At 34.3% G+C, this 22,309-nt stretch carries 21 protein-coding genes; 13 read left to right on the top strand and 8 right to left on the bottom strand.

Annotated elements, in window-relative coordinates; translation table 11 throughout:
* The first annotated feature begins 7 nt into the window (after positions 1 to 7).
* From RQM59_RS07075 to RQM59_RS07090, 4 genes are all read left to right on the top strand, one after another.
* Entirely contained in the window at positions 8 to 1,771 is a 1,764-nt protein-coding gene (locus tag RQM59_RS07075) for an AMP-dependent synthetase/ligase (protein WP_349241388.1), read from the top strand.
* 65 nt (positions 1,772 to 1,836) lie between these two features.
* Entirely contained in the window at positions 1,837 to 3,612 is a 1,776-nt protein-coding gene (locus RQM59_RS07080) for an AMP-dependent synthetase/ligase (protein WP_349241389.1), read from the top strand.
* 2 nt (positions 3,613 to 3,614) lie between these two features.
* Complete coding sequence (locus RQM59_RS07085) at positions 3,615 to 4,004, top strand: hypothetical protein (RefSeq protein ID WP_349241390.1); 390 nt, start codon at positions 3,615 to 3,617, stop codon at positions 4,002 to 4,004.
* 10 nt (positions 4,005 to 4,014) lie between these two features.
* A complete protein-coding gene (locus RQM59_RS07090; protein ID WP_349241391.1) occupies positions 4,015 to 4,479 on the top strand; it encodes a PAS domain-containing protein in 465 nt (154 codons plus the stop codon).
* Here the strand turns inward: RQM59_RS07090 and RQM59_RS07095 are convergent.
* Genes RQM59_RS07095 through RQM59_RS07115 form a run of 5 tightly spaced genes read right to left on the bottom strand, consistent with a single transcriptional unit; the run spans position 4,476 to position 8,873 of the window.
* Complete coding sequence (locus RQM59_RS07095) at positions 4,476 to 5,162, bottom strand: lycopene cyclase domain-containing protein (RefSeq protein WP_349241392.1); 687 nt, start codon at positions 5,160 to 5,162, stop codon at positions 4,476 to 4,478. The genes RQM59_RS07090 and RQM59_RS07095 overlap by 4 nt on opposite strands.
* Entirely contained in the window at positions 5,162 to 5,611 is a 450-nt protein-coding gene (locus tag RQM59_RS07100) for a sterol desaturase family protein (RefSeq protein ID WP_349241393.1), read from the bottom strand. Before RQM59_RS07100 ends, RQM59_RS07095 begins: the two co-directional genes overlap by 1 nt.
* A gap of 4 nt (positions 5,612 to 5,615) precedes the next feature.
* Complete coding sequence (locus tag RQM59_RS07105) at positions 5,616 to 6,458, bottom strand: phytoene/squalene synthase family protein (RefSeq protein ID WP_349241394.1); 843 nt, start codon at positions 6,456 to 6,458, stop codon at positions 5,616 to 5,618.
* Position 6,459: 1 nt separating this feature from the next.
* A complete protein-coding gene (locus RQM59_RS07110; RefSeq protein WP_349241395.1) occupies positions 6,460 to 7,926 on the bottom strand; it encodes a phytoene desaturase family protein in 1,467 nt (488 codons plus the stop codon).
* 53 nt (positions 7,927 to 7,979) lie between these two features.
* A complete protein-coding gene (locus RQM59_RS07115) occupies positions 7,980 to 8,873 on the bottom strand; it encodes a MerR family transcriptional regulator (RefSeq protein WP_349241396.1) in 894 nt (297 codons plus the stop codon).
* Between the two features lie 117 nt (positions 8,874 to 8,990).
* Between RQM59_RS07115 and RQM59_RS07120 the strand changes: the two genes are divergently transcribed.
* Both RQM59_RS07120 and RQM59_RS07125 read left to right on the top strand, forming a co-directional pair.
* Positions 8,991 to 9,485: an RNA polymerase sigma factor gene (locus RQM59_RS07120; protein WP_349241397.1), complete on the top strand. Its 495-nt coding sequence runs from the start codon at positions 8,991 to 8,993 to the stop codon at positions 9,483 to 9,485.
* Positions 9,486 to 9,488: 3 nt separating this feature from the next.
* The gene (locus tag RQM59_RS07125) at positions 9,489 to 10,145 is read left to right on the top strand and encodes a DUF8845 family protein (RefSeq protein WP_349241398.1); all 657 of its coding nucleotides are present in this window, start codon (positions 9,489 to 9,491) and stop codon (positions 10,143 to 10,145) included.
* Positions 10,146 to 10,173: 28 nt separating this feature from the next.
* On the opposite strand, the gene RQM59_RS07130 is transcribed toward RQM59_RS07125, so the two are convergent.
* Positions 10,174 to 11,199 (bottom strand): threonine aldolase family protein, encoded by a 1,026-nt coding sequence (locus tag RQM59_RS07130; protein WP_349241399.1) that lies wholly within the window; start codon positions 11,197 to 11,199, stop codon positions 10,174 to 10,176.
* 1 nt (position 11,200) lies between these two features.
* Complete coding sequence (locus tag RQM59_RS07135) at positions 11,201 to 13,591, bottom strand: zinc-dependent metalloprotease (protein ID WP_349241400.1); 2,391 nt, start codon at positions 13,589 to 13,591, stop codon at positions 11,201 to 11,203.
* 90 nt (positions 13,592 to 13,681) lie between these two features.
* Between RQM59_RS07135 and prfB the strand changes: the two genes are divergently transcribed.
* From prfB to RQM59_RS07160, 5 genes are all read left to right on the top strand, one after another.
* Positions 13,682 to 14,779, top strand: a complete 1,098-nt coding sequence (gene prfB / locus RQM59_RS07140) for a peptide chain release factor 2 (RefSeq protein ID WP_349241401.1) — start codon at positions 13,682 to 13,684, stop codon at positions 14,777 to 14,779.
* Complete coding sequence (locus RQM59_RS07145; protein WP_349241402.1) at positions 14,769 to 16,448, top strand: phosphoethanolamine transferase family protein; 1,680 nt, start codon at positions 14,769 to 14,771, stop codon at positions 16,446 to 16,448. The genes prfB and RQM59_RS07145 overlap by 11 nt, the downstream gene beginning before the upstream one ends.
* 28 nt (positions 16,449 to 16,476) lie before the next feature.
* The gene (locus tag RQM59_RS07150; RefSeq protein WP_349241403.1) at positions 16,477 to 17,106 is read left to right on the top strand and encodes a zinc-ribbon domain-containing protein; all 630 of its coding nucleotides are present in this window, start codon (positions 16,477 to 16,479) and stop codon (positions 17,104 to 17,106) included.
* On the top strand, positions 17,099 to 17,440 hold the full coding sequence (gene arsC, locus RQM59_RS07155; RefSeq protein ID WP_349241404.1) for an arsenate reductase (glutaredoxin): 342 nt from the start codon (positions 17,099 to 17,101) through the stop codon (positions 17,438 to 17,440). The genes RQM59_RS07150 and arsC overlap by 8 nt, the downstream gene beginning before the upstream one ends.
* 108 nt (positions 17,441 to 17,548) lie before the next feature.
* Positions 17,549 to 20,026 carry a TonB-dependent receptor gene (locus tag RQM59_RS07160; protein ID WP_349241405.1) on the top strand — a complete coding sequence of 826 codons (2,478 nt, stop codon included), beginning with the start codon at positions 17,549 to 17,551 and terminating at the stop codon, positions 20,024 to 20,026.
* 54 nt (positions 20,027 to 20,080) lie between these two features.
* Here the strand turns inward: RQM59_RS07160 and RQM59_RS07165 are convergent, their stop codons facing one another.
* Positions 20,081 to 20,254 (bottom strand): hypothetical protein, encoded by a 174-nt coding sequence (locus RQM59_RS07165; RefSeq protein WP_349241406.1) that lies wholly within the window; start codon positions 20,252 to 20,254, stop codon positions 20,081 to 20,083.
* A gap of 157 nt (positions 20,255 to 20,411) precedes the next feature.
* Between RQM59_RS07165 and fumC the strand changes: the two genes are divergently transcribed.
* Together fumC and RQM59_RS07175 are read left to right on the top strand one after the other, a co-directional pair.
* On the top strand, positions 20,412 to 21,809 hold the full coding sequence (gene fumC / locus RQM59_RS07170; protein ID WP_349241407.1) for a class II fumarate hydratase: 1,398 nt from the start codon (positions 20,412 to 20,414) through the stop codon (positions 21,807 to 21,809).
* A 5-nt stretch (positions 21,810 to 21,814) separates the two neighbouring features.
* Positions 21,815 to 22,288 carry a nucleoside deaminase gene (locus RQM59_RS07175; RefSeq protein WP_349241408.1) on the top strand — a complete coding sequence of 158 codons (474 nt, stop codon included), beginning with the start codon at positions 21,815 to 21,817 and terminating at the stop codon, positions 22,286 to 22,288.
* The last annotated feature ends 21 nt before the right edge of the window (positions 22,289 to 22,309 follow it).

The following is a 22,309-nucleotide window of genomic DNA, read 5'->3' on the forward strand; positions in this document are numbered from 1 at the left end:
TTCACATATGAACTCTTCTATATCGCTACTATTTGATTTCCCTCGATATCAAATGGAAAACACTCCACTTAACAATTGTTTTGTTTATAAATCTGATAATGTCTGGAAAAATGTTTCGACTGAAGAATACATTGAACTTGCCAATAATGTTAGTAGATCTCTCTTGCAATTAGGAATCAACCCTGGCGATAAAATTGCGGTTATTACTACAAATAATCAACCAAAATGGCATATTCTAGATATTGGAATCCTTCAAACTGGAGCATTAAATGTGCCTCTGTATGCAACATTGTCTGAGAAAGACTACGCGTATATTTTAAATCATAGCGATGCTAAATATTGCTTTGTTTCTGATAATGACTTATTTAAAAAAGTAACCAACGTAAAAGATCAAACCCAATTAATAGGGATATATAGTTTTGAAGAATTAGATAATGAGTCGGGGTGGGAAAGTTTTCTAACCATTGGTAAAGATGAAATGAGTCAATCTAAGGTTGAAAACTTAAAGTCAAACGTATTACCAACCGATCTAGCAACTATTATTTATACTTCTGGAACTACAGGTACACCTAAAGGCGTGATGTTGTCTCATCAAAATTTGGTTGACAACATTTATGCTACCGCAGATAGATTAGATCTAGAGGGGGAAAATAAAAGAGTCATCAGCTATTTACCTATCTGTCATGTTTTTGAAAGAGCGGCCTCTTATTACTACCAATATATGGGTTTTGAGGTGTACTTTGCTGAAAGTATAGAAACTCTTGGAGATACTATTCGAGAAGTAAAACCACATTTTTTGGCCGTTGTACCTAGGCTTTTAGAAAAGATTTTTGATAAGATCGTAGATAAAGGAAGTCAATTATCAGGTGTCAAGAAAAAGCTTTTCTTTTGGGCGCTTTCCTTAGGTGAACAGTACAAACCTTATAGGAAAAATGGAGCTTGGTACCATTTTAAGCTAGGTATTGCAAAAAAATTGATATTCTCCAAATGGCGTCAAGCTTTGGGAGGAGAATTACAGTTCATGCTTTCAGGTAGTGCGCCTTTGCAAGACAGATTGATTCGGGTTTTTACAGCTGCAGGAATTCCCATTTTTGAAGGATACGGTATGACAGAATCTTCTCCTGGAGCAACCTTAAACGATCTGCGAAACAATGGACTTAAAATTGGTACTGTAGGAAAACCATTGAAAGGAGTAGCAATTAAAATTGCAGAAGACGGAGAAATATTGATCAAGGGACATAACGTAATGCAAGGATATTATAAGAATGGCGAGCTAACACAAGAGACCATTCAAGCTAATTATTTGCATACAGGAGACATTGGAAAGCTAGATACTGATGGTTTTTTAACAATTACAGACCGTAAAAAAGAGATATTCAAGACCTCTGGAGGCAAGTACATTGCTCCTGCTGTTTTAGAAAGTGAGTTGAAAAAATCCAGGTTTATAGAACAGGTTATGGTTATTGGAGAAAGTCAAAAAATGCCAGCCGCTCTTATACAAGTCAATTTTGAATTTGTTCAAGAGTGGGCCAAAAGAAAGTCATATCCTGTTAAAGGTATAACCACAGATCAAAGGCTTATCGATCGTATTCAAAAAGAGATCGACACTTGTAACCATGGCTTTGGAAAATGGGAACAAATAAAAAAGTTTGAAATAACACCTGACGAATGGTCCGTAGAGTCAGGGCATCTTACTCCTACCCTGAAAATGCGTAGAAAAATAATCAAGAATAAATACCAATCTCTATTTGACAAAATTTACGCTGGCTAAGAGTATTAGTTTGTTGTGGGTTCCTTTGCTTTTTTGTATTTTGCTTGCTACAAACAAGTCAAAACATGTCAATAGAAATCACTCGATTATTTGATTTCCCATATTATGCGGAAAAAAAGTTCAATTTAGAAAAAGCTTTTGTTACCAAATATGATGGAAAATGGGAAGCAACCTCTTCAAAAGAATATATAAATAAGGCCAATGCTGTTAGCAGAGGTTTATTACGATTAGGTGTCCAACCTAATGATAAAGTTGCAGTTATATCAACTAACAATAGAACAGAATGGAATGTTGTAGATATTGGTATTTTGCAAACTGGCGCTCAGAATGTGCCTATCTACCCAACTATTTCTAAAGAAGACTACGAGTATATTTTAAATCATTCAGAAGCTACTTATTGTTTTGTTTCTGATGAAACGATCTTAGAAAAATTAAACCAGATCAAAGGAAATACCAAACTGAAAGAGGTATTTACTTTTGACATGATAAAAGGAGAAAAAAGTTGGACTGATGTTTTAGAGTTGGGTAGCGATACTTCGAACCAAACTGAAGTTGATGAACGAAAGAATAGTGTTACATCATCAAGCCTAGCTACATTGATCTATACTTCTGGTACCACAGGAAGGCCTAAAGGTGTTATGCTTTCGCATGGAAATATTGTTTCTAATGTATTAGCCAGTGACAAGAGAGTGCCTCTAGAAAAAGGCCAAGCTGTATCGTTAAGCTTCCTTCCCGTATGCCACATTTTTGAAAGAATGATGCTATACCTTTATCAATATTGTGGAATCACGGTGTATTTTGCAGAGTCTATAGAAGCCATGAGCGACAATCTTAAAGAGGTAAAACCTCATGTTATGACAGCTGTACCAAGACTTTATGAGAAAGTATTTGATAAGATCTATGGCCGTGGTGAAGATTTGTCAGGTATCAAGCAAAAATTATTCTATTGGGCTATGGAAATAGGTCTAAAATATGAACCTTATGGCGCAAATGGATGGTGGTATGAGAAAAAACTAGGAATTGCCCGAAAATTAATATTCTCAAAAATAAAAGAAGGCTTAGGTGGTAGATTGGATCTTATGGTATCTGGAAGTGCCGCGTTGCAGCCTCGGTTAACTCGATTTTTTGCCGCTGCCGGTATGCCAATAATGGAGGGATACGGTTTAACAGAAACATCACCAGTTGTATCAGTAAATGATCAAAAAAACAAAGGTTTCAAAATAGGGACCGTTGGTAGAATTATTGATGAAGTTGAAGTAAAAATTGCAGAGGATGGAGAGATTTTGGTGAAAGGCCCAAATGTGATGCAAGGCTATTATAAAGATCCTGAAAAAACCAAGGAAGTAATGACAGGTGACTATTTCCATACTGGAGATATTGGAGAAGTTTGCGAGGATGGCTTTTTAAAGATCACAGATCGGAAAAAGGAAATGTTCAAAACTTCGGGCGGTAAATATGTCGCTCCTGCTCTTTTAGAAGGAGAATTAAAACAATCTCGTTTTATTGAACAAATTATGGTGGTTGGTGAAGGAGAGAAAATGCCAGCTGCTCTTATTCAGCCTAATTTTGTGTTCATTCAAGATTGGATAGATAGAAAAGGGAAAAATATTGGTAAGACCCATAAAGAAATTGCCAGTTCAGACATCGTAATTGCTAGAATTCAAAAAGAGGTTGATGCTTGTAATGTTAATTTCGGCAAATGGGAGCAAATTAAAAAGTTTGAACTTACGCCAGATGAATGGTCCATTGATGGAGGTCACTTAACTCCAACTATGAAAATGAAACGCAAGATCATTAAAGGAATATACAATGATCTTTACGAAAATATATATAGAGGATAAGCATGTTACTACCCTTGTTTTTTGAAGCTACTCTTGGACCTGAAATATGGGCCTTAATTGGTGTATTAGTTGGTGGACTGCTTACTGGTCTTATCAATTACTTACTTCAAAGGTCGCAATTCAAACACAATAAGGAAATGTATTATTTGCAGAACACGAGTAGAGAAAATGTGAAAGATTACCTCATCGAGTTACTAAATCATAAGAAATATCCTGAAAGAAAGTATGTTACATTAAGAAAAAGAATTGGAGCCTACTCAGACGATGATCTAAGAATTTTATTAACAGAAGTTGGTGCTATTAAATCACAAGCAAAAGATGGCACCGAATTATGGTATTTGAAAGAACGTAATGACGAACGTAAAAATGCCATAAAGAAAGGATATAACTAACTAAATTAATATGAAAACTACACCTCTTTTAAGTTGGGATCTAAGCGGTCTTGGCTATTTTAATACTTTAAAAGAATTGCAAAAAAAACAAGACCTTAGTACTCTTAAAAGTTTTGCATCCAAATATAAATGGGAGAATGAAATTGATCAAATCCTTCTCAATAATACCTACGAAGCATTAGTACTGACAGATCTAACCAGAAACATCTTATGGGTAAATGATGGTTTCACAGAGATGACTGGATATACCAAGAATAATGCTTTACGTAATACGCCGTCTTTCTTACAGACAAAAGAAACGAGCCAAGAATCAAAAGATCATATCCGAAAAAAGCTAAGAGAAAATAAACCTTTTAAAGCAATTATTGTAAACAAAAAAAAAGATAACACATTGTATAAATGTGAGTTACACATTTTTCCTTTAACTTATCATAAGACCACACACTTTTTGGCATTAGAGAAACAAATAGCTTAGTCCGAAGATGCTCTTTTAAACTTTTCTATTAAAAAGATATTTCCAAAGATCATGGTAAATGCATAGCCAATATCTTCAATAGGAATGGTCAGTAATCGTATTCCTAAATTCTCATTATTATTATACCATACTACTGGTTCTTCTAATCCCGTACCAGTAAGGATTCCATTGACAATAAAAAAAGGGATGAGTATTATCAAAAAAGAAATATAAAATCGTTGCAAATACACAATCCCATATCGTAAACCAATAGCAAGTGCAAATACTAGAAACGTATAATTGACAAACGTATAATCCCTGTCAACATTATTATAAATAACAACTGCGAGAATAACGATCAAACAAAGAGTAATTACTCTTGTTAGTGGTTTAGGTAAGATTGCTTTAGGTTTAAAATATACTAGTGAATAATGAATAAAAACACTTGCATACGGAATGCAAAAAAAGAATAGCCACTCCTCTAGAGGCATACCAAAGAGCAGTATATTTAAATGATAGTCTGGGTTAAATCCCCAAACACCATTCTTTGTAAATATGGCATCCCAAACCAAAAAAATACTTGAAATTAATATGAGAGAAAGTATGACAATTTTCCAATGCTTTATAAACCGCATTTTCTTATTGAAAGAATAGGCTAATGGTATACTCAAAGAAGCAATATTAAGAAGTAAATAAAGATACACTAGATCCTAGGTTTTTGAAAGTATTTGAAAGGAACAAATAACATTCCAAAGCACTCTCCATCGTGTTTATATAATTTCTTATGATGAATCTTATGAGCCTTTCTCAACCCCTTTAAATAACGATTATTAGTATTCTTAAACCATTTAAATCTCTGATGTATCAACACGTCGTGCACTAAAAAGTAAGCTATTCCATAGAAAAGTATCCCAAGGCCAATGAAGAACATATAGTTCAATGTGGGGTTAATTCCAAAATAGAACAGTGCAATACTTGGTGCGGCAAATATTACAAAAAAGATATCATTTCTCTCCAGCGGATTTTCATATCTCGGTTGGTGATGATCTTCATGAAAATACCACATAAAACCGTGCATTACAAACTTATGTGTGCACCACGTAATGCCCTCCATGGTTAAAAAAGTAGCAATAGTGATCAATGCAAATAACATAACTTTATATCATATTTAGTTTATACTTCACATAACTTCTAGCCAATAAATTTAGCTTCATTGGGTCAGAAATCCGTACTCGCGTTTCAATAATTTTTGCTGAAGGTACTTTTTTCAATTTCTTTAATAATCTTCGATAATACCTATATGCCATATAGACACCAAATTTAGCCTCAACTGGCAACTTTAAAACACCATGGTTAAAAGCATATTCAAAATCAGCTTCTATTTCATCTATAATTAATTGCTTAGACCCTGCATCTAAGGAAGCTAAGTTAATATTTGGAAAATAGGATCTATTCAACAGTTCATAATCATCTTTAAGGTCTCGTAAGAAGTTTACTTTTTGAAAAGCTGAACCTAATCTCATGGCGGCATCTTTTAGTTCATTAAACTTCTCTTCGTTCCCATCCACAAAAACCTTTAAACACATTAAACCTACAACATCTGCAGACCCATAAATGTACTCATCGTACTCCTCTTTTGTATTATACGTGGATTTATAAAGATCAGCTTTCATGCTTTTCAAAAATGCCTGAACCATATCATCAGATATGCCATATCGCTTTACCGTCTTTTGAAAAGCATTTAAAATAGGATTAAGACTTATCCCTGTTTTGTAGGCTTGATAGTACTGGCGCTCAAAATCTAACAACAATTCCTCCTTATTAAAATCATGAAACGAATCAACAATTTCATCTGCTAATCGCACAAATCCATAAATATTATAAATGGCCGTTCGTATTTTAGGGGAAAGCATTTTAACCGCCATAGAAAATGAGGTGCTATACTTCTTAGTAACTATTCTACTACAATCAAAAGAGACTTCATCAAATAATTGTTTCATTTTACGAGTGTTTTTTTAGGATTAACTCAGAAGCTATCTTTCCAGAAATTAGCGACGGGGGAACCCCGGGACCTGGCACAGTTAACTGACCTGTGAAATATAAATTATGTACTTTTTTGCTTTTAATTTTTGGCCTTAAGAATGCAGTTTGCAAGAGTGTATTTGCCATACCGTATGCATTCCCTTTGTAAGAATTATAATCCTTTATAAAGTCATTTACGCAAAAAGACTCTTTAAAGATAATATTATTTTTAACTCCCTGATTTGTGAGGCGTTCAAATCTTTCAATAATTATGTCAAAATATTTTGCACGCAATGCATGGGTATCCTCTATACCAGGTGCTAAGGGTATTAAAAAAATACCGGCTTCTTTACCTTCTGGAGCACAATCTAAATCCGTTCTACTAGGAAAACTGGCATAAAATAAAGGATCTTTTGGCCACGCGGGTTGGTCGTAAATTTCTACAGCATGGGCATCAAAATCTGCATCAAAGAACAACGTATGATGATTTACATTCTTTAACTTTTTGTCAAAACCAACATAAAATAACAATGAAGATGGCGCAAAGATCTTCTTTTCCCAATACTTTTCTGAGTATTGTCTAAATTGTGCGTCCAACAAGGTTTCAGTATGATGATAGTCTGCTCCACTTAGCACAAGGTTTGCTTCAACCTTCTCTGAATTCACTATAATGCTTTCCACAGCTCCTTTATGGTTTACGTTAATCTTTTCCACATTCGCATTGGTGACAAAACGCACTCCCAGATCTTTCGCCAAACTAACCATAGCCTCAATTACCTTATACATTCCGCCTCTTGGATGCCATGTGCCTAACCCAAAATCGGCATAGTTCATAAAATTGTAAAAGGCCGGTGTATTAGTAGGCTTAGCCCCTAAAAACAAAACCGGAAACTCAAGAATTTGTATTAACTTATTACTTTTAATTTTTTTTCTAACTGTTTTTGAAATAGTAGAAAAAAACTGAGTAACCCTTGTTATTGTCACTGGAGTAACTAATTCTAACGGTGAAACTCCTGGTTTATAAACAAGGTCTTCAATAGCCGTTTTATAGTTGAATTTTGCTGACTTTAAAAATCTCTGCAAATGCTCGGAACTTCCTTTTTCTTCAGACTCGAACAGTTCATATATTTCTTCCAATACTGCGCTAATATTCACAGAAGTTCCATCTTTAAAATATACACTATATGCTGGGTCTAATTTTTCAAGGTCATAATAATCTGAAGGTTTTTTTCCAAAATCTCCAAAAAAGCGCTCAAAAACATCTGGCATCCAATACCAAGTTGGGCCAATGTCAAATGTAAAACCATCTTTTTTTAGTTGCCTAGCGCGTCCACCAACAGTAGCATTCTTTTCAAGTACAGTAACTTTATATCCAGCTTTCGCCATGTAACAAGAAGCCGCAAGAGCGGAAAATCCTGAGCCAATAATGTGAACGGTTTTATTCATCTGTTTAACAAATATAATAAAATGTTAAACAGTTTTATGAAAAGAGAGGACTTTTATAATACATTTAACAAATCGGAGATGCTAAGATACAGGTCTATATTCGCTTCAAATGAATGATTTTGAACTTCCGTAGTCTTCCTTCCAACGGCTATTAGCTTATGCTCACTTCCTTTTAAAACATCGTTCAAATGTTCAAAATAATCTTCTACTTTGTCATCATAAGGCTGAACGGTTAATGAAGTGATAAAGCAAATTTTCTGATCACCGTCGAAAAAATAGTTTAGGTTATCTATAGGTAAACTTTGCCCAAGATATATAGTATGGTTCCCTCGAAGCACCAACTCATAATTTAAGTAAAGTAATCCTAATTCATGAATCTCATTTTCTGGAAGGAACAAAACATATGTGGTTGAAGAGTTAGAAACATTATATTGAAGTTTTTCAATATTTATCTGAATCTTCTGAGCAATCAAATTTGAAATAAAATGCTCGTGCGCGGGCAACAGCGTTTCAGTTTGCCAAAGCAGTCCTATATGCTGTAAAAAAGGCATAAAGACATCCTTAAAGATATCTCTAAACGTCTTTTTATGTAACAACTTATTATATGTGTTATTAAATAAGGTCTTATCAAACTGGAACATAGCAATTTTAAAAGCGTTTATTGCTTCATCATTTACAGCAACTTTAAAGGCAAGTTCTCTAGCACTTAACGTAATTGCCTCTTCCGGCATCTTGGCAATTTTTGAAATCTTATAATTATTCTTATTGAGTAAAACAATATTTAAAAGTTTTGTCAGGTTCTCGTTCGAATAATAACGAATATTGGTGTCTGTTCTCTGAGGGTTTAGAAGTCCATACCTCTTTTCCCAAATACGTATCGTATGCGCCTTAACTCCTGAAATATTTTCAAGGTCTTTAATTGTAAAATCCGTTTTTATGCTGTTCAAGATATTCTCTTATTTATTAAACAAAGGTACTATTTTATTTTATATTTAATAAAAAACTAAGTTTTTGTAACTTTTTTACCTTTACAGCTACTTATGATAAAACTAATCACTTAAAGAGTGGATAAAAAAACTGAAGAAAGCTTTTTGTTAGATTTTGAAAAGAATCAAAACATCGTTCACAAGGTTTGTAGGATTTATACTACAAATCAGGACGCGCATAAAGACCTATTTCAGGAAATCACCATTCAACTGTGGAAGAATTATGAAAAATTTAGAGGAGACTCTAAGTTTAGCACATGGATGTATAGAGTTGCGTTAAATACAGCTATTTCACTGTACAGAAAGTCGACCAGAACCATTAAAACACAAGATATAAGTGACGTGGCTTTCAAAATTCAGTCTCATGATTATGACGATACTGAAGAACGACAATTAAAAGCTTTGTACAAGGCGATACATCTTTTAAATGATATCGATAAAGCGCTCATTTTCTTATATTTAGAAAGTAAGCCTTATAAAGAAATTTCTGAAACTCTTGGTATTTCTGAAGTGAATGCTAGAGTGAAAATGAATAGAGCAAAAGAAAAACTTAAAAACATATTAAACCCATAACATATGAGTACTATGGATTTAGATCAATATAAAAAAGCCTGGGACAATCAACCAGAATCAGTAGAAAAGTTGACCGCGTTAGACATTTACAAGATGTCTCAATCCAAATCAACGTCTATCGTAAAATGGATATTTATCATAGGCCTATTAGAATTTGCCTTTTGGATAGGCATCAACTATGTAGTGACACAAGCAGGTGGGTTCGAACCTTATGAACGACTCAATTTAATGAGTTTCTTGAACTACACTACCTATTTGCACTATGCCGTAATTCTACTATTTCTAGTACTTTTTTATAGAAATTATTCCGCTATAACCACCATTGACAATACGAAAACTTTGATGCGTAAAATTTTAAAGACTCGTAAGACTGTGAAATGGTATGTGTATTACAATATCATTAGCGTTATTATATTGAGTATTATTTTAAATATTTTAATCATTAATACTCCTGACGGTTTTTCATTACTTACTGGTGTGGAGAATACTAATTTAACAGGAGGTAAAATGATTGCTGTTCTTATCGTTACGCAGATATTGACAATTGGTCTTATGGTGTTAATCTTATGGTTGATCTATTACTTATTGTACGGAATACTACTTAAGAAACTAAATAAGAATTATAAAGAACTTAGTAAGTTGGAAGAAAATAACGAATAAAAAAAAGCAGCTTTAAAGCTGCTTTTTTTTATTTAAAAGATTGTAACTCATGTAGCAATTTTTTTAACATATCATCTGTAAAATCTAAATGGGTTACTATTCTGATCTTACCTTGCCCCATTGGAGTTAGTAATATTCCCTTGGACTTCATGTTTTCAATAAAATTCATATCACCAATTTCATCATGGACATAAAAGATAACGATGTTAGTCTCTATAGGTTCTACTTTTTTCACATAATCTAGCGAATTTAGTAAGTCACCTATCTGCGTTGCTTTTTGATGATCTTCAGTCAATCTCTCCACATTATTTTCTAAAGCATAAATACCAGCCGCGGCCAAAAATCCAACTTGCCGCATAGCCCCTCCCAACAGTTTTCTTATGCGAAGTGCTTTAGCTATATGTGTCTTAGTTCCTAGTAAAATAGAACCTACAGGAGCTCCCAATCCTTTTGATAGACATATGGAAATAGTATCAAATAATGCTCCATATTGTATTGCCGATTCATTCTTTGCTACCAGTGCATTGAACAATCTTGCTCCATCTAAATGATAATCCAGTTGATGGTCCCTACAAATTTTCTCAATGCGCTTCAGCTCGTTAAAATCCCAACAAGCTCCTCCTCCTTTATTGGTTGTATTTTCAATACAAACAAGCCTTGAAAATGGTACATGTATATCTGCTCTTCCTGCTACTGCATCCTTCAGTTGATCGGCTGTGAACATTCCTCTATCTCCATCAATAAGGCTGCAAGTAACTCCCGAATTAAAAGCTACGCCTCCTCCCTCGTAATTGTAGACATGCGCCCATTTATCACAAAATAATTTATCTCCAGGCTGGGTATGCAGCTTTATGGCTGCTTGATTTGCCATCGTTCCAGAAGGAAAAAACAACGCATCTTCCATACCGAACATGGCAGCTGCCTTTTCTTGTAATTCATTTACTGTTGGGTCGTTTTTAAAAACATCATCTCCAACTTTAGCCGTCATCATTGCATTTAACATCTCCGATGAAGGTCTTGTTACTGTATCGCTTATTAGGTCGATTTCTTTCATATTAATTTCCAATTGGGGAACCATCTGGTATTTTAGGTGAATTTATTTTCTTGTAGCTCTTTGGATTCTTCATAAAACTATTGATCATAGTCACCATCTCATCTCCATAGATTTTCTCAAGCCCTTTTCGCTTAGAAGACCTATAGATATCTTTAATCTCCAATAGCTTTGCTCTCGTTATTGCAGTAACTTGTTTGTATGTGTTTTTATTTGAGATCAAACTAAACAATTGGTTTAACACCTGTACATTCACTACATTTTGCAACTCTTGATAATAAGGATCTTTGTACTTTTTATTTATGGATTCTTTAATGAGCTGGTCTAAAACCTCTACCAATCCAATCTGATCTTTATTTAAACTTTTATGCTGTACCAATCTTGAAACTCTCTCTGGATGTAATAAGAGCTCCAATGTCATTTGAGAAGATGTCTCTACTGCTCCAAAAGGATCAAATGCCACTCCATTCTTGCTTTTAAAAGATTCTCTACTTCTACCATACCCCATAGCTCTAGGCGGAAAAATAGATAGAATGTTCTTAGGAATACCAATCTCTTTAACGTCAAGTGTTCTTAAAACAGCAGTCAAAGCATTTCGCTCTTCTTTACCATCTATTCTCTTTACAATAGTCTGGTTCCCTCCTTTTACAGCATAGTTGTAATCCAAGCCTCCAATCATTTTCACAACACCTTCGGTTTGATATCTATGAAAGAAGTATAGCGGAACAAAAACATCTTCTAATACAGAATACGGCTGAGAAGATTTTATGTTGTCTACTGAGAATTTACTGATAGCAAATTTTCGAATATTTAAAATGTTATTGAGCTCTTGCACAATATCGCTCCCATTATCCCACAAATGACCATAAGCGTGCGCCCCTCCTTTTGGTCTTGCATCAGCATCAGAAATATAACGTAACCCTTTAGCAAATGCATCTTCTAATAGCTTACGCAATTGAACCTCTTCATCTCCTTCAAAATCTTGATAAGAATATGCAACCGTAACTTTATCCCAAGCCCCTATTTTGTTGTCATACGCTTTAGAAAAATCGATCTTACCATTTTTAAGAGATAACATTGGGTGTGGGTAATCCATTACAGAAGCTCTTCCGTTGGTGCTCGCGGCAAAGTTATGTGCAAAACCTAGTGTATGTCCTATTTCATGGGCCGAAAGTTGTCGTATTCTTGCTATGGCCATCTGTAAAGCAAAGTCATCATTCTTATTATTACTCTTATACGGAGCCTGCAACGCTTGAGCGATTAAAAAGTCCTGTCTAATTCGCAATGACCCTAAACTAACGTGTCCCTTTATAATTTCTCCTGTTCTCGGATCAGAAACAGACCCACCATAACTCCATCCTCTCGTGGATCTATGTACCCACTGAATAACATTATATCTTACATCTAAAGGATCTGCCCCTTCAGGAAGCATTTTAACCTGAAATGCATCTCTATACCCAATAGCTTCAAAAGCTTGATTCCACCATCTTCCTCCATCCAGCAAAGCAGATCTAACAGGTTCTGGTGTACCTCTATCTAAATAATATATAATAGGCTCTATAGCCTCACTAACAGCTGCTTTGGGGTTTTTCTTCTCCAATCTATGCCTGTAGATAAATCTTTTTTTAATAGGTTGATCTACCGGTGTAGCATAATCCAAGAAGGTCATCCCATAGGATCCTGATCGTGTATCAAACTTTCTAGGTTTATAATTATTGTCAGGTAGTTCAACAAAAGAATGATGCATGTTTACGGTAACAAGAGAGGCATCAGGTGCTACACTTCGGATATTGAATCCCTTAGGGGTTCCCTTAAAAGTGATCATGACATCTACTTCACTATTCTTTGGAAAAGCTTTGGTTCGATCCATGTTGAATGCGCTTTTCGAAGCATCCAATTTATAATTTCCTTGACCGTTTCTAGAAAGTCTTCTGGCAACACCATGAGAATCTCTCATAAAAAAAGACGTTGCGTCTACTAGATAAACACCATTTTTCTCTTCTTCGATCTTAAATCCATGCAATACAGATTTTGCAAAGGCTTCTTTTACAGATTGCTTTTCTTCATTATTATCGGTAATTGCTCTATAGGTTTGATTCGGTTGAATTAATAACAGCTTATTTCCCGCTTTTTTAAAATACACAACTACCCCATCTCCTAATTGACCTCTATCTAAACCAATATCATTTGAACCTATACCCTCAGAAAGTGCGTAGACATACAAGAACTCTTGTTCCAATGCATCTATTTGTAGGTATATCTTGTCAGAACCACTATCATAATAAAAATCCATATAACCCTCATGCTTGGTTACTTTTTGGTTTTTTGCTAAGAACTGTGAAAACCCGTAATTGCTATAAGCTACCAAAAAAAGCAGCAACATAAATTTCTTCATAAGTAAGGATCTTTAAAAAAGAGTTCATAAAAATACAATTATTAATAAGAACCTAGAATTGTAAATATTTAATTTATTTTTGTTCAAAATATGGTAACACAAGATCAATTAAAAGATATTGCTGAGCGCATTTCTAAGCTGAAATCTTATTTAGAAATCGAGAAAAAGCTTATAGAAATTAGCAATGAAGAGGAGAAAACTGCAAACCCTGACTTTTGGAACAATCCAAAAGAAGCGGAAATTCTTATGAAATCTTTACGTTTAAAGAAAAAATGGGTAGAAGATTATAATCAGATTGTTACTCTTAATGATGATCTACTTGTACTATATGATTTCTATAAAGAGGGTGAAATAGAAGAACTAGAAATACAAGATCAATTTGAAAAAGCACTTTCTTTTCTAGAAGATATTGAATTTAAAAACATGCTATCTGATGAAGGTGATAACCTTAGTGCTGTATTACAGATTACTGCTGGCGCCGGAGGTACAGAAAGTTGTGATTGGGCAGAAATGTTGATGCGTATGTATAGCATGTGGGCTGATAAACAAGGGCTCAAAGCGAAAACATTGAATTATCAAGAAGGGGATACAGCAGGTATTAAAACGGTTACCATTGAGTTTGATGGCGATTATGCTTTTGGTTGGTTAAAAGGTGAAAATGGTGTACATAGGTTGGTTCGTATCTCTCCATTCGATAGTAATGCTAAACGACATACTTCTTTTGCTTCGGTATACGTATATCCTGTTGCCGACGATTCTATCGAAATAGAAGTAAACCCAGCAGATATAGAAATAACTACGGCTCGATCGAGTGGAGCTGGTGGACAGAACGTTAATAAGGTGGAAACCAAGGTACAATTAACCCACAAACCTACGGGCATTCAGATTTCATGTTCAAATTCTAGATCACAACATGACAATAGGGCAACGGCAATGCAAATGTTAAAGTCTCAATTATACGAAATAGAACTTCAAAAAAGACAAGCCGCCCGAGATGATATAGAAGCTAACAAATTAAAAAATGAATGGGGAAGTCAAATACGTAATTACGTTATGCATCCTTATAAATTGGTAAAGGATGTTAGAACATCTCATGAAACTGGAAATGTAGATGCCGTAATGGATGGAAACATCAACTCTTTCTTAAAAGCATACTTGATGTTAAATGGGCAGAAGAATGAGAAGTAAGAAAAATTTCATTCTTTTATGTGTTTTAGTGATCATTTGTATGCTTCCTAACCTTTTACTTGTGCTTGTTGGCGAAGATTCAGTGGTGGGTACCCTCACAAAAAAAGTGGTATATCTGGCTTTAGGTTTGGCAATTATAATATTTCCATTAAGTTTTTTAAAACCTAAATGGTATGGCTGGTTGGTTTTTTTATTATCACCTTTCTTACTATTCGAGTTGTACAATGTATACACATTTAAAGCTCCGTCTTCGGAAGAAGCCGTAGCTTCCGTTTTTTTTACAAATTATGGAGAGGCTTCTGAGTTATTAGATGGTGGAATTATAACCATCTTATCTTTAATTATCGCCATTGTTTTCATTTTCTTCCTGACCTATTTTATGTCTAAGGATTACAAATTATCTAAAAAAGTACGGGTGCGAATACTTGCTTTTTCATTGTTAATATTTGCAGGATTATACGCTCGAAATTATATGATGGCTTCTAAGTTGAATGATAACTTTTCTGAGACCGTAGGTATGGCGAACTATTCATTAAGAGTACAATTACGCAAGATATACCCAACGGATGTCTTAATGAAGACTAATGGAGCCTACACAGGATTGCAAAAAAGGAAAAACTACATAGAAAATGTTAAGAATTTTAAGTTTAATGCTGTAAAAAATGACAGTTTAAGAGAACAGGAAATTTATGTCTTAGTTATTGGAGAAACTGCACGAAAACACAATTTTAGTTTATATGGATATCAAAGAAACACTACACCAAACCTAGACACTATTGCTAATATTATCCCTTTCAATAATGTAAATAGTAATGCCAATTTAACTTCGTTAAGTATTCCTTTTATGCTCACAAGGGCAACTCCAGAAAACGCTTCGGTAAAATTTGAAGAACCCGCCGTTATTACTCCTTTTAAAGAAGTAGGCTTCAAAACCTATTGGCTTACTAATGTCCCTAGTGGTATTGGAAGTGTGTTTGGTTTTTATTCTGGGTTGGCAGATGAATACAAAAACACCTCTGTATCCTTAGATGCGTTGAACTATGATGAAGGTTTAATTCCTCAATTGGAGAAAGTATTAAAAGACAATACCTCTCGTAAAAAATTTATTGTCCTTCATACGTTAGGTAGTCATTTCAGATATAATTACAGATACCCTAAAGAGTTCGAAAAATTTACTCCAAATCTTGCAAAAGGGCTTTCTATAGAGAACTCTACCGATATTGCTAATAAAGATAAAATTATAAATAGCTACGATAATTCGATTTTATATACAGATCATATTTTAAGTGAATTTATAGCACAATTAAAAGCACAAAGTGCCATCTCCTATCTTTACTACATATCAGATCATGGTGAGAATTTATATGATGATAGTGCCAACAAATTAATGCATGCATATATCAATCCAACAAAATATGAAATTGAAATTCCTTTATTTGTATGGAATTCAAAGCAGTACAAAGAGCAGTATCATTACAAAATAGAAAACCTTTTGAGTCATACATCCAAAAGAGTTCAAACCATAAATACTTTTCATACACTTTTAGATCTCGCAAACATTGTTTATCCGAATCAAAATCTAAAAAAAAGCTTCAGTTCTACAAAGTTTGATACGTTGTCAAAAACTACTTTTTACCGAACAGATAAAACCTTATTAAAAATAAAGTAACTTGAGCAACTAACTAAACTAAAAAAAAATGATAATTTATGGAACAGGCGCCAAGAAATTTGGCGTTAAACGATTAAAAGGGATCAAATGTGAAAATTGCGAATCTAACGAAATGCATATTACGGGGTATAGTAAATACGTACATATATTTTGGATTCCACTTTTTCCCGTTTCAAAAAAAATATTCACTATTTGTGGAAACTGTGAAGAGGAATTACCTAAAAAACATATTCCAAAAAGAACGTTAGAAAGGATTAAGCTAGAGAAAAGCGGATTTAAAATTCCGTTTTATTTATTCTCTGGTAGTGCGATTATTATAGCTTTAATTTCTTGGGGAATGTATTCTATTGATGCACATGATAAAGAAGTTGCTTATAATATGGCTAACCCAGAACCTAAAGATGTATTGGTGTTTAAGAATGATGATGAAACCTATTACTTTGGTGAAGTTCAGGAAGTAAAGAACGATACTTTGCAGCTTAATTTTTGTAATTATGTCTATGAAGGAGGAACTCCCTCAGAGTATAGTTATGAAAAGGAAAAAAACAAAGTCGGAGACTTTTACAATAGAAAAATATTTTACATATCTCAAAGAGATATAGACTCTCTATATAATGCTGGAGATATTTATGATTTATACCGAAAAACTAATGATTAAAATTTACCACAACCCACGCTGCAGAAAGTCGAGAGAAGGATTAGCAATAGTACAAGAATCTGGAAAACAGTTTGAAATTATTGAATACTTGAAAGAGGTTCCCAGTTTCGAGGAGCTTTCTTCTATAATTTCGTTATTGGATATCTCACCCATAGATCTCATAAGAAAAGGCGAGGTCGTCTGGAAGGAAAACTACAAAGGGAAAGAACTTTCAGATGACGAATTGATTAAAGCAATGATTGAAAATCCTAAGCTTATTGAAAGACCCATTGTTATCAATAATGAAAAAGTCAGGATTGGTAGACCTCCAGAAAATATTAAACAAATTTTATGATTTTGTTGTCTTTAACAAGACGTGACTTTGTTTAACATATAATTAACAACTCATCGTTAAACTTAATCAGACTTTTGCAGTCGAAGAAAAAACGACTAATACTATATAATGAAAAAAACCTTACTGTTGTTGGCTGTTATTGTGATGGGAACCTCAATACTTCATGCACAAAGACCAACACCCCCACAGATTACTATTTCAGGAAAGATCATTGATGCAAAAACCAAAGAACCTCTTGAGTATGCAACTATTGTTTTAAAACATGTAAAGACAAAAAAAATAAGTGGAGGAATCACCGATGAGAAAGGGAATTTTTCAATAAAAACACCTAAGGGCACGTACGAGATAAGCTTTGAGTATATCTCGTTTAAAACAAAAAAACTACCACCAAAATTACTTGACAAGAACACGAACTTCGGGGTAATAACTTTAGCTGAAGGTTCAGAGCGACTAGATGAAATTAATATAGTGGCTGAGAAATCTACTGTAGAAATACGTCTAGACAAACGTATTTATAATGTTGGTAAAGACATGACCGTAAAAGGTGGTACTGCTTCCGATGTCCTGGACAATGTCCCTTCTGTAAATGTTGATGTAGAAGGAAATGTGAGTTTAAGAGGAAACGAAAATGTTCGAATTTTAATTGATGGGAAACCATCTGCACTAGTCGGTTTAAGTGGAACAGACGCCTTAAGACAATTGCCGGCTGATGCTATTGAACGTGTTGAAGTAATTACCTCTCCGTCTGCACGATATGATGCAGAAGGAACGGCTGGTATTCTTAATATTATTTTGAGAAAAGGGAAAGCAACCGGATTTAACGGTTCTATAAATACAACTATTGGTGACCCTAAACAGTATAGAGTAGCTGCAAATATCAATTACAGAACAAAAAAAATAAACCTTTTCACCAATGTAGGTTATAGCAAAAGAACCGGACCTGGAAATTCTCTAACTAAATTATCTACCCTAGAAAACGGAGTTGTTAATAGCTTACGGATTGAAGATAGGGAGTTTGAAAGAGATCGTAGTAATTACAACATAAATTTAGGACTAGAGTATTTTCTAACAAATAAAAGCTCTTTAACAGGTACATTTTTCCTTAGAGATGCCGATAATGGTAGTCTTTCTAATAATAATATTAGTGTCTTTGATGCCGTTGGAGCTCAAACACTTGCTGATATTCGTATTCAAAATGAAAGTGAAACAGATAAAACAACACAGTTTTCTTTGAACTACACGAACAATATTAATAAAAGCGGGCATAAGTTTACAGCAGACTTTCAATACAGCGATAGTGAAGAAATAGAAACTGCATTTATTAATGACGCTACAGGTATAGAAAATAATATTACTACTGAAAACTCTAAAAACACATTATTACAAACAGATTATGTATTACCTATTGGTGAGAGCTCTCAGTTTGAGGCTGGCTTTAGAGGAAGCTACCAAGATCTAACATCAGATTTTTTAGTGACACCAACGCTTACTCCAGACCCTTCAAACAATCTTGTTTTTAAACAAAATGTGAATGCTTTGTATTCCCAATATGGGAGCAAGATTAAAAAATTCTCATTTCTATTAGGGCTACGGACGGAAATAACGGATGTTAAAGTAAGGCTTACCAATACAGGTGATAATTTTGATTACAATTACACAGAACTATTCCCAACTGTTAATTTAGGACTAGAAACTTCTGAAAAACAAAGCTTTACCTTAGGATATAGCAGACGTTTAAGAAGGCCTAGATTTTGGTTTTTAAATCCTTTTGAGTCAAGAAACAGTCAGAATGTAATTTTTAAAGGAAATCCTGGATTAATTCCTACGTTTACCAACTCTTTTGATCTAGGGTATTTACAAAAGGTTGGAAAAGTCACTTTAAATTCCTCTATTTATTACCAGCATTCAGTAAACAATATTTCTCGTGTTTCTAGAGACGAAATAAGACCTATTGGTATAGGAGGAGCTAACGAGATTGTTACGATCAGAGAGCCTATTAATTTAGCTTCTGAAGATAGATATGGCTTTGAGTTGACTACCAACTACAATCCTTCTAGAAAAGTACGTTTATCGGCTAGTTTTAATGTATTCCAATCAGAAACAAAAGGTTTTTACACCTATGAACAATTTACACAGGATGCAGGTGGAGTTATCACATCTACTCCTGTAGAGCAGGACTTAGGAAACAAAAACAGTAGTTGGTTTACCAGATTCAATGCTAGAATTACATTACCAGCTAAAATACAATGGCAAACAAGATTGTTCTACAGAGGACCAAGAGAAACAGCACAAAGTGAAATAAAGGGGATCTTTTCCATGAACCTTGCGTTCAGTAAAGATATTCTTAAAGAAAAGGGAACATTAGTTTTCAATGTTAGTGATGTTTTCAATTCAAGAAAAAGACAATCGATTACCTATAACCCTAGTATAGATAACCCTTCAAGTATTAACGATCAGGAATTTCAATGGAGAGTACGTCAAATTTCATTGAATTTCACCTATCGTTTTAATCAAAAGAAGAATCAAAGAAATAGACAACGAAGAGGAGGCGGAGATGATGAAGGCGGAGAAGAATTCGGAGGATAGCAAAATAAAAAAGGCTCGCAAATGCGAGCCTTTTTTATTATATATATTTAAGCACTACTTTCCTTCAGCAGCCTTTCTTGCTTCTCTTTTTAATTTAATGTTCTCCCAAATCGTTCCGCCTATCCAATAAGGAACTACAAATGTTAGTAAGAATATTAACAACCAAAAACCAGCTGTAAAAATAAACATGAATAAAACAAATCCTGAAAATTGAGAAAAATCTAACATCTTTTTTATTTCTAATTATTATTCCACAAAAGTAAAACATATTTTGAATACTAACTAGTATTTGAAAAATTATTTCAACAAAGAAATAGCGAGAATTGTTAATAACGAATCGGCTTAGATTTTGTAATTTTGTAGGATCAAAAATAGTAGCAAAATTATGAAGTATAGAATAGAGAAAGATACTATGGGTAACGTTGAAGTTCCTGCTGATAAATATTGGGGAGCTCAAACAGAACGGTCAAGAAATAATTTTAAAATTGGACCTGCCGGTTCCATGCCTTTAGAAGTAGTGTATGGCTTTGCTTACCTTAAAAAAGCTGCTGCCTACACCAATGCAGAATTAGGTGTTTTAGCAAGTGAAAAAAGAGATTTAATCGCACAAGTTTGTAATGAAATTTTAGCAGGTAAACACGACGATCAGTTTCCTTTGGTTATTTGGCAAACTGGTTCGGGGACTCAGTCTAATATGAATGTTAATGAAGTGATTGCAAATAGAGCGCATGAACTAGCTGGTAACGTTATTGGTGAAGGAGAGAAAACTATACAACCTAATGATGATGTAAACAAGTCACAATCATCTAATGACACCTTCCCTACCGGAATGCATATCGCTGCTTATAAAAAGATTGTAGAAACAACGATTCCTGGAGTTGAACAATTAAGAGATACTTTACAGGCCAAAGCAGATGCTTTTAAGAATGTTGTAAAGATTGGACGTACACATTTAATGGATGCAACTCCCCTAACCTTGGGTCAAGAGTTTTCAGGATATGTAGCCCAGTTAAATTTTGGTTTAAAAGCGCTACACAATACACTAGAACATTTATCTCAGTTAGCTTTAGGTGGAACAGCCGTAGGAACAGGATTAAATACTCCTGCTGGTTATGATGTATTAGTTGCAAAGTATATTGCAGAATTTACAGGATTGCCTTTTGTAACTGCCGAAAACAAATTTGAGGCATTAGCGGCCCACGACGCCTTGGTTGAAACACATGGCGCTTTAAAGCAAATTGCTGTCTCTCTAAATAAAATTGCAAATGATATTCGAATGATGGCTTCAGGTCCTCGTTCTGGAATTGGTGAGATCATCATACCTGCCAATGAACCGGGTTCTTCTATTATGCCAGGAAAAGTGAATCCTACTCAGGCAGAAGCTATGACCATGGTTTGCGCGCAAGTAATGGGTAATGACGTGGCCGTTACCGTCGGTGGAACTCAAGGACATTATGAATTAAATGTATTTAAACCAATGATGGCTGCAAACGTATTGCAATCTGCTCAGTTGATTGGAGATGCATGTGTTTCTTTTGATGAAAATTGTGCTGCTGGTATTGAACCTAATCATGGTAGAATTACAGAATTGGTAAACAACTCTCTAATGTTAGTTACTGCTTTAAATACAAAGATTGGCTACTATAAAGCTGCAGAGATCGCTAATACAGCACATGCGAACGGAACTACTTTAAAAGAAGAAGCTGTAAGATTGGGCTATGTAACACCTGAACAGTATGATGAGTGGGTAAAGCCAGAAGATATGACCGGTAGTTTAAAATAAGAAAGATGACAAATCACGAAGAATTTATGAGTGAAGCTGTAAAAGCAGCTTTAAAAGGAATGCAAAACAACGAAGGTGGTCCATTTGGTTGTATTGTTGTTAAAGATGGTAAAATTATTGGAAGAGGAAATAATAAGGTAACATCTACTAATGACCCCACTGCACATGCAGAAGTTACTGCTATAAGAGATGCTTGTAGTAATTTAGGTTCTTTTCAGTTAGATGGATGTATTGTATATACGTCTTGCGAACCTTGCCCTATGTGTTTAGGAGCTATATACTGGTCAAGACCTGATAAAGTGTATTACGGGAGTAATCAAGTGGATGCAGCCAATATAGGATTTGATGATGAGTTTATTTATAAAGAGATACCGCTACCTTACGAAAAAAGGAGTATTCCATTTGAACAGGTAGGTAGAGCGATTGCTTTAGAGCCCTTTCAAAAATGGTCTCAAAAAGAAGATAAGATCGAGTACTAAAATTTAGGTATAATCATGTAA

It is taken from the genome of Asprobacillus argus, assembly GCF_032248395.1.
Taxonomy (GTDB): Bacteria; Bacteroidota; Bacteroidia; order Flavobacteriales; family Flavobacteriaceae; genus Polaribacter; species Polaribacter argus.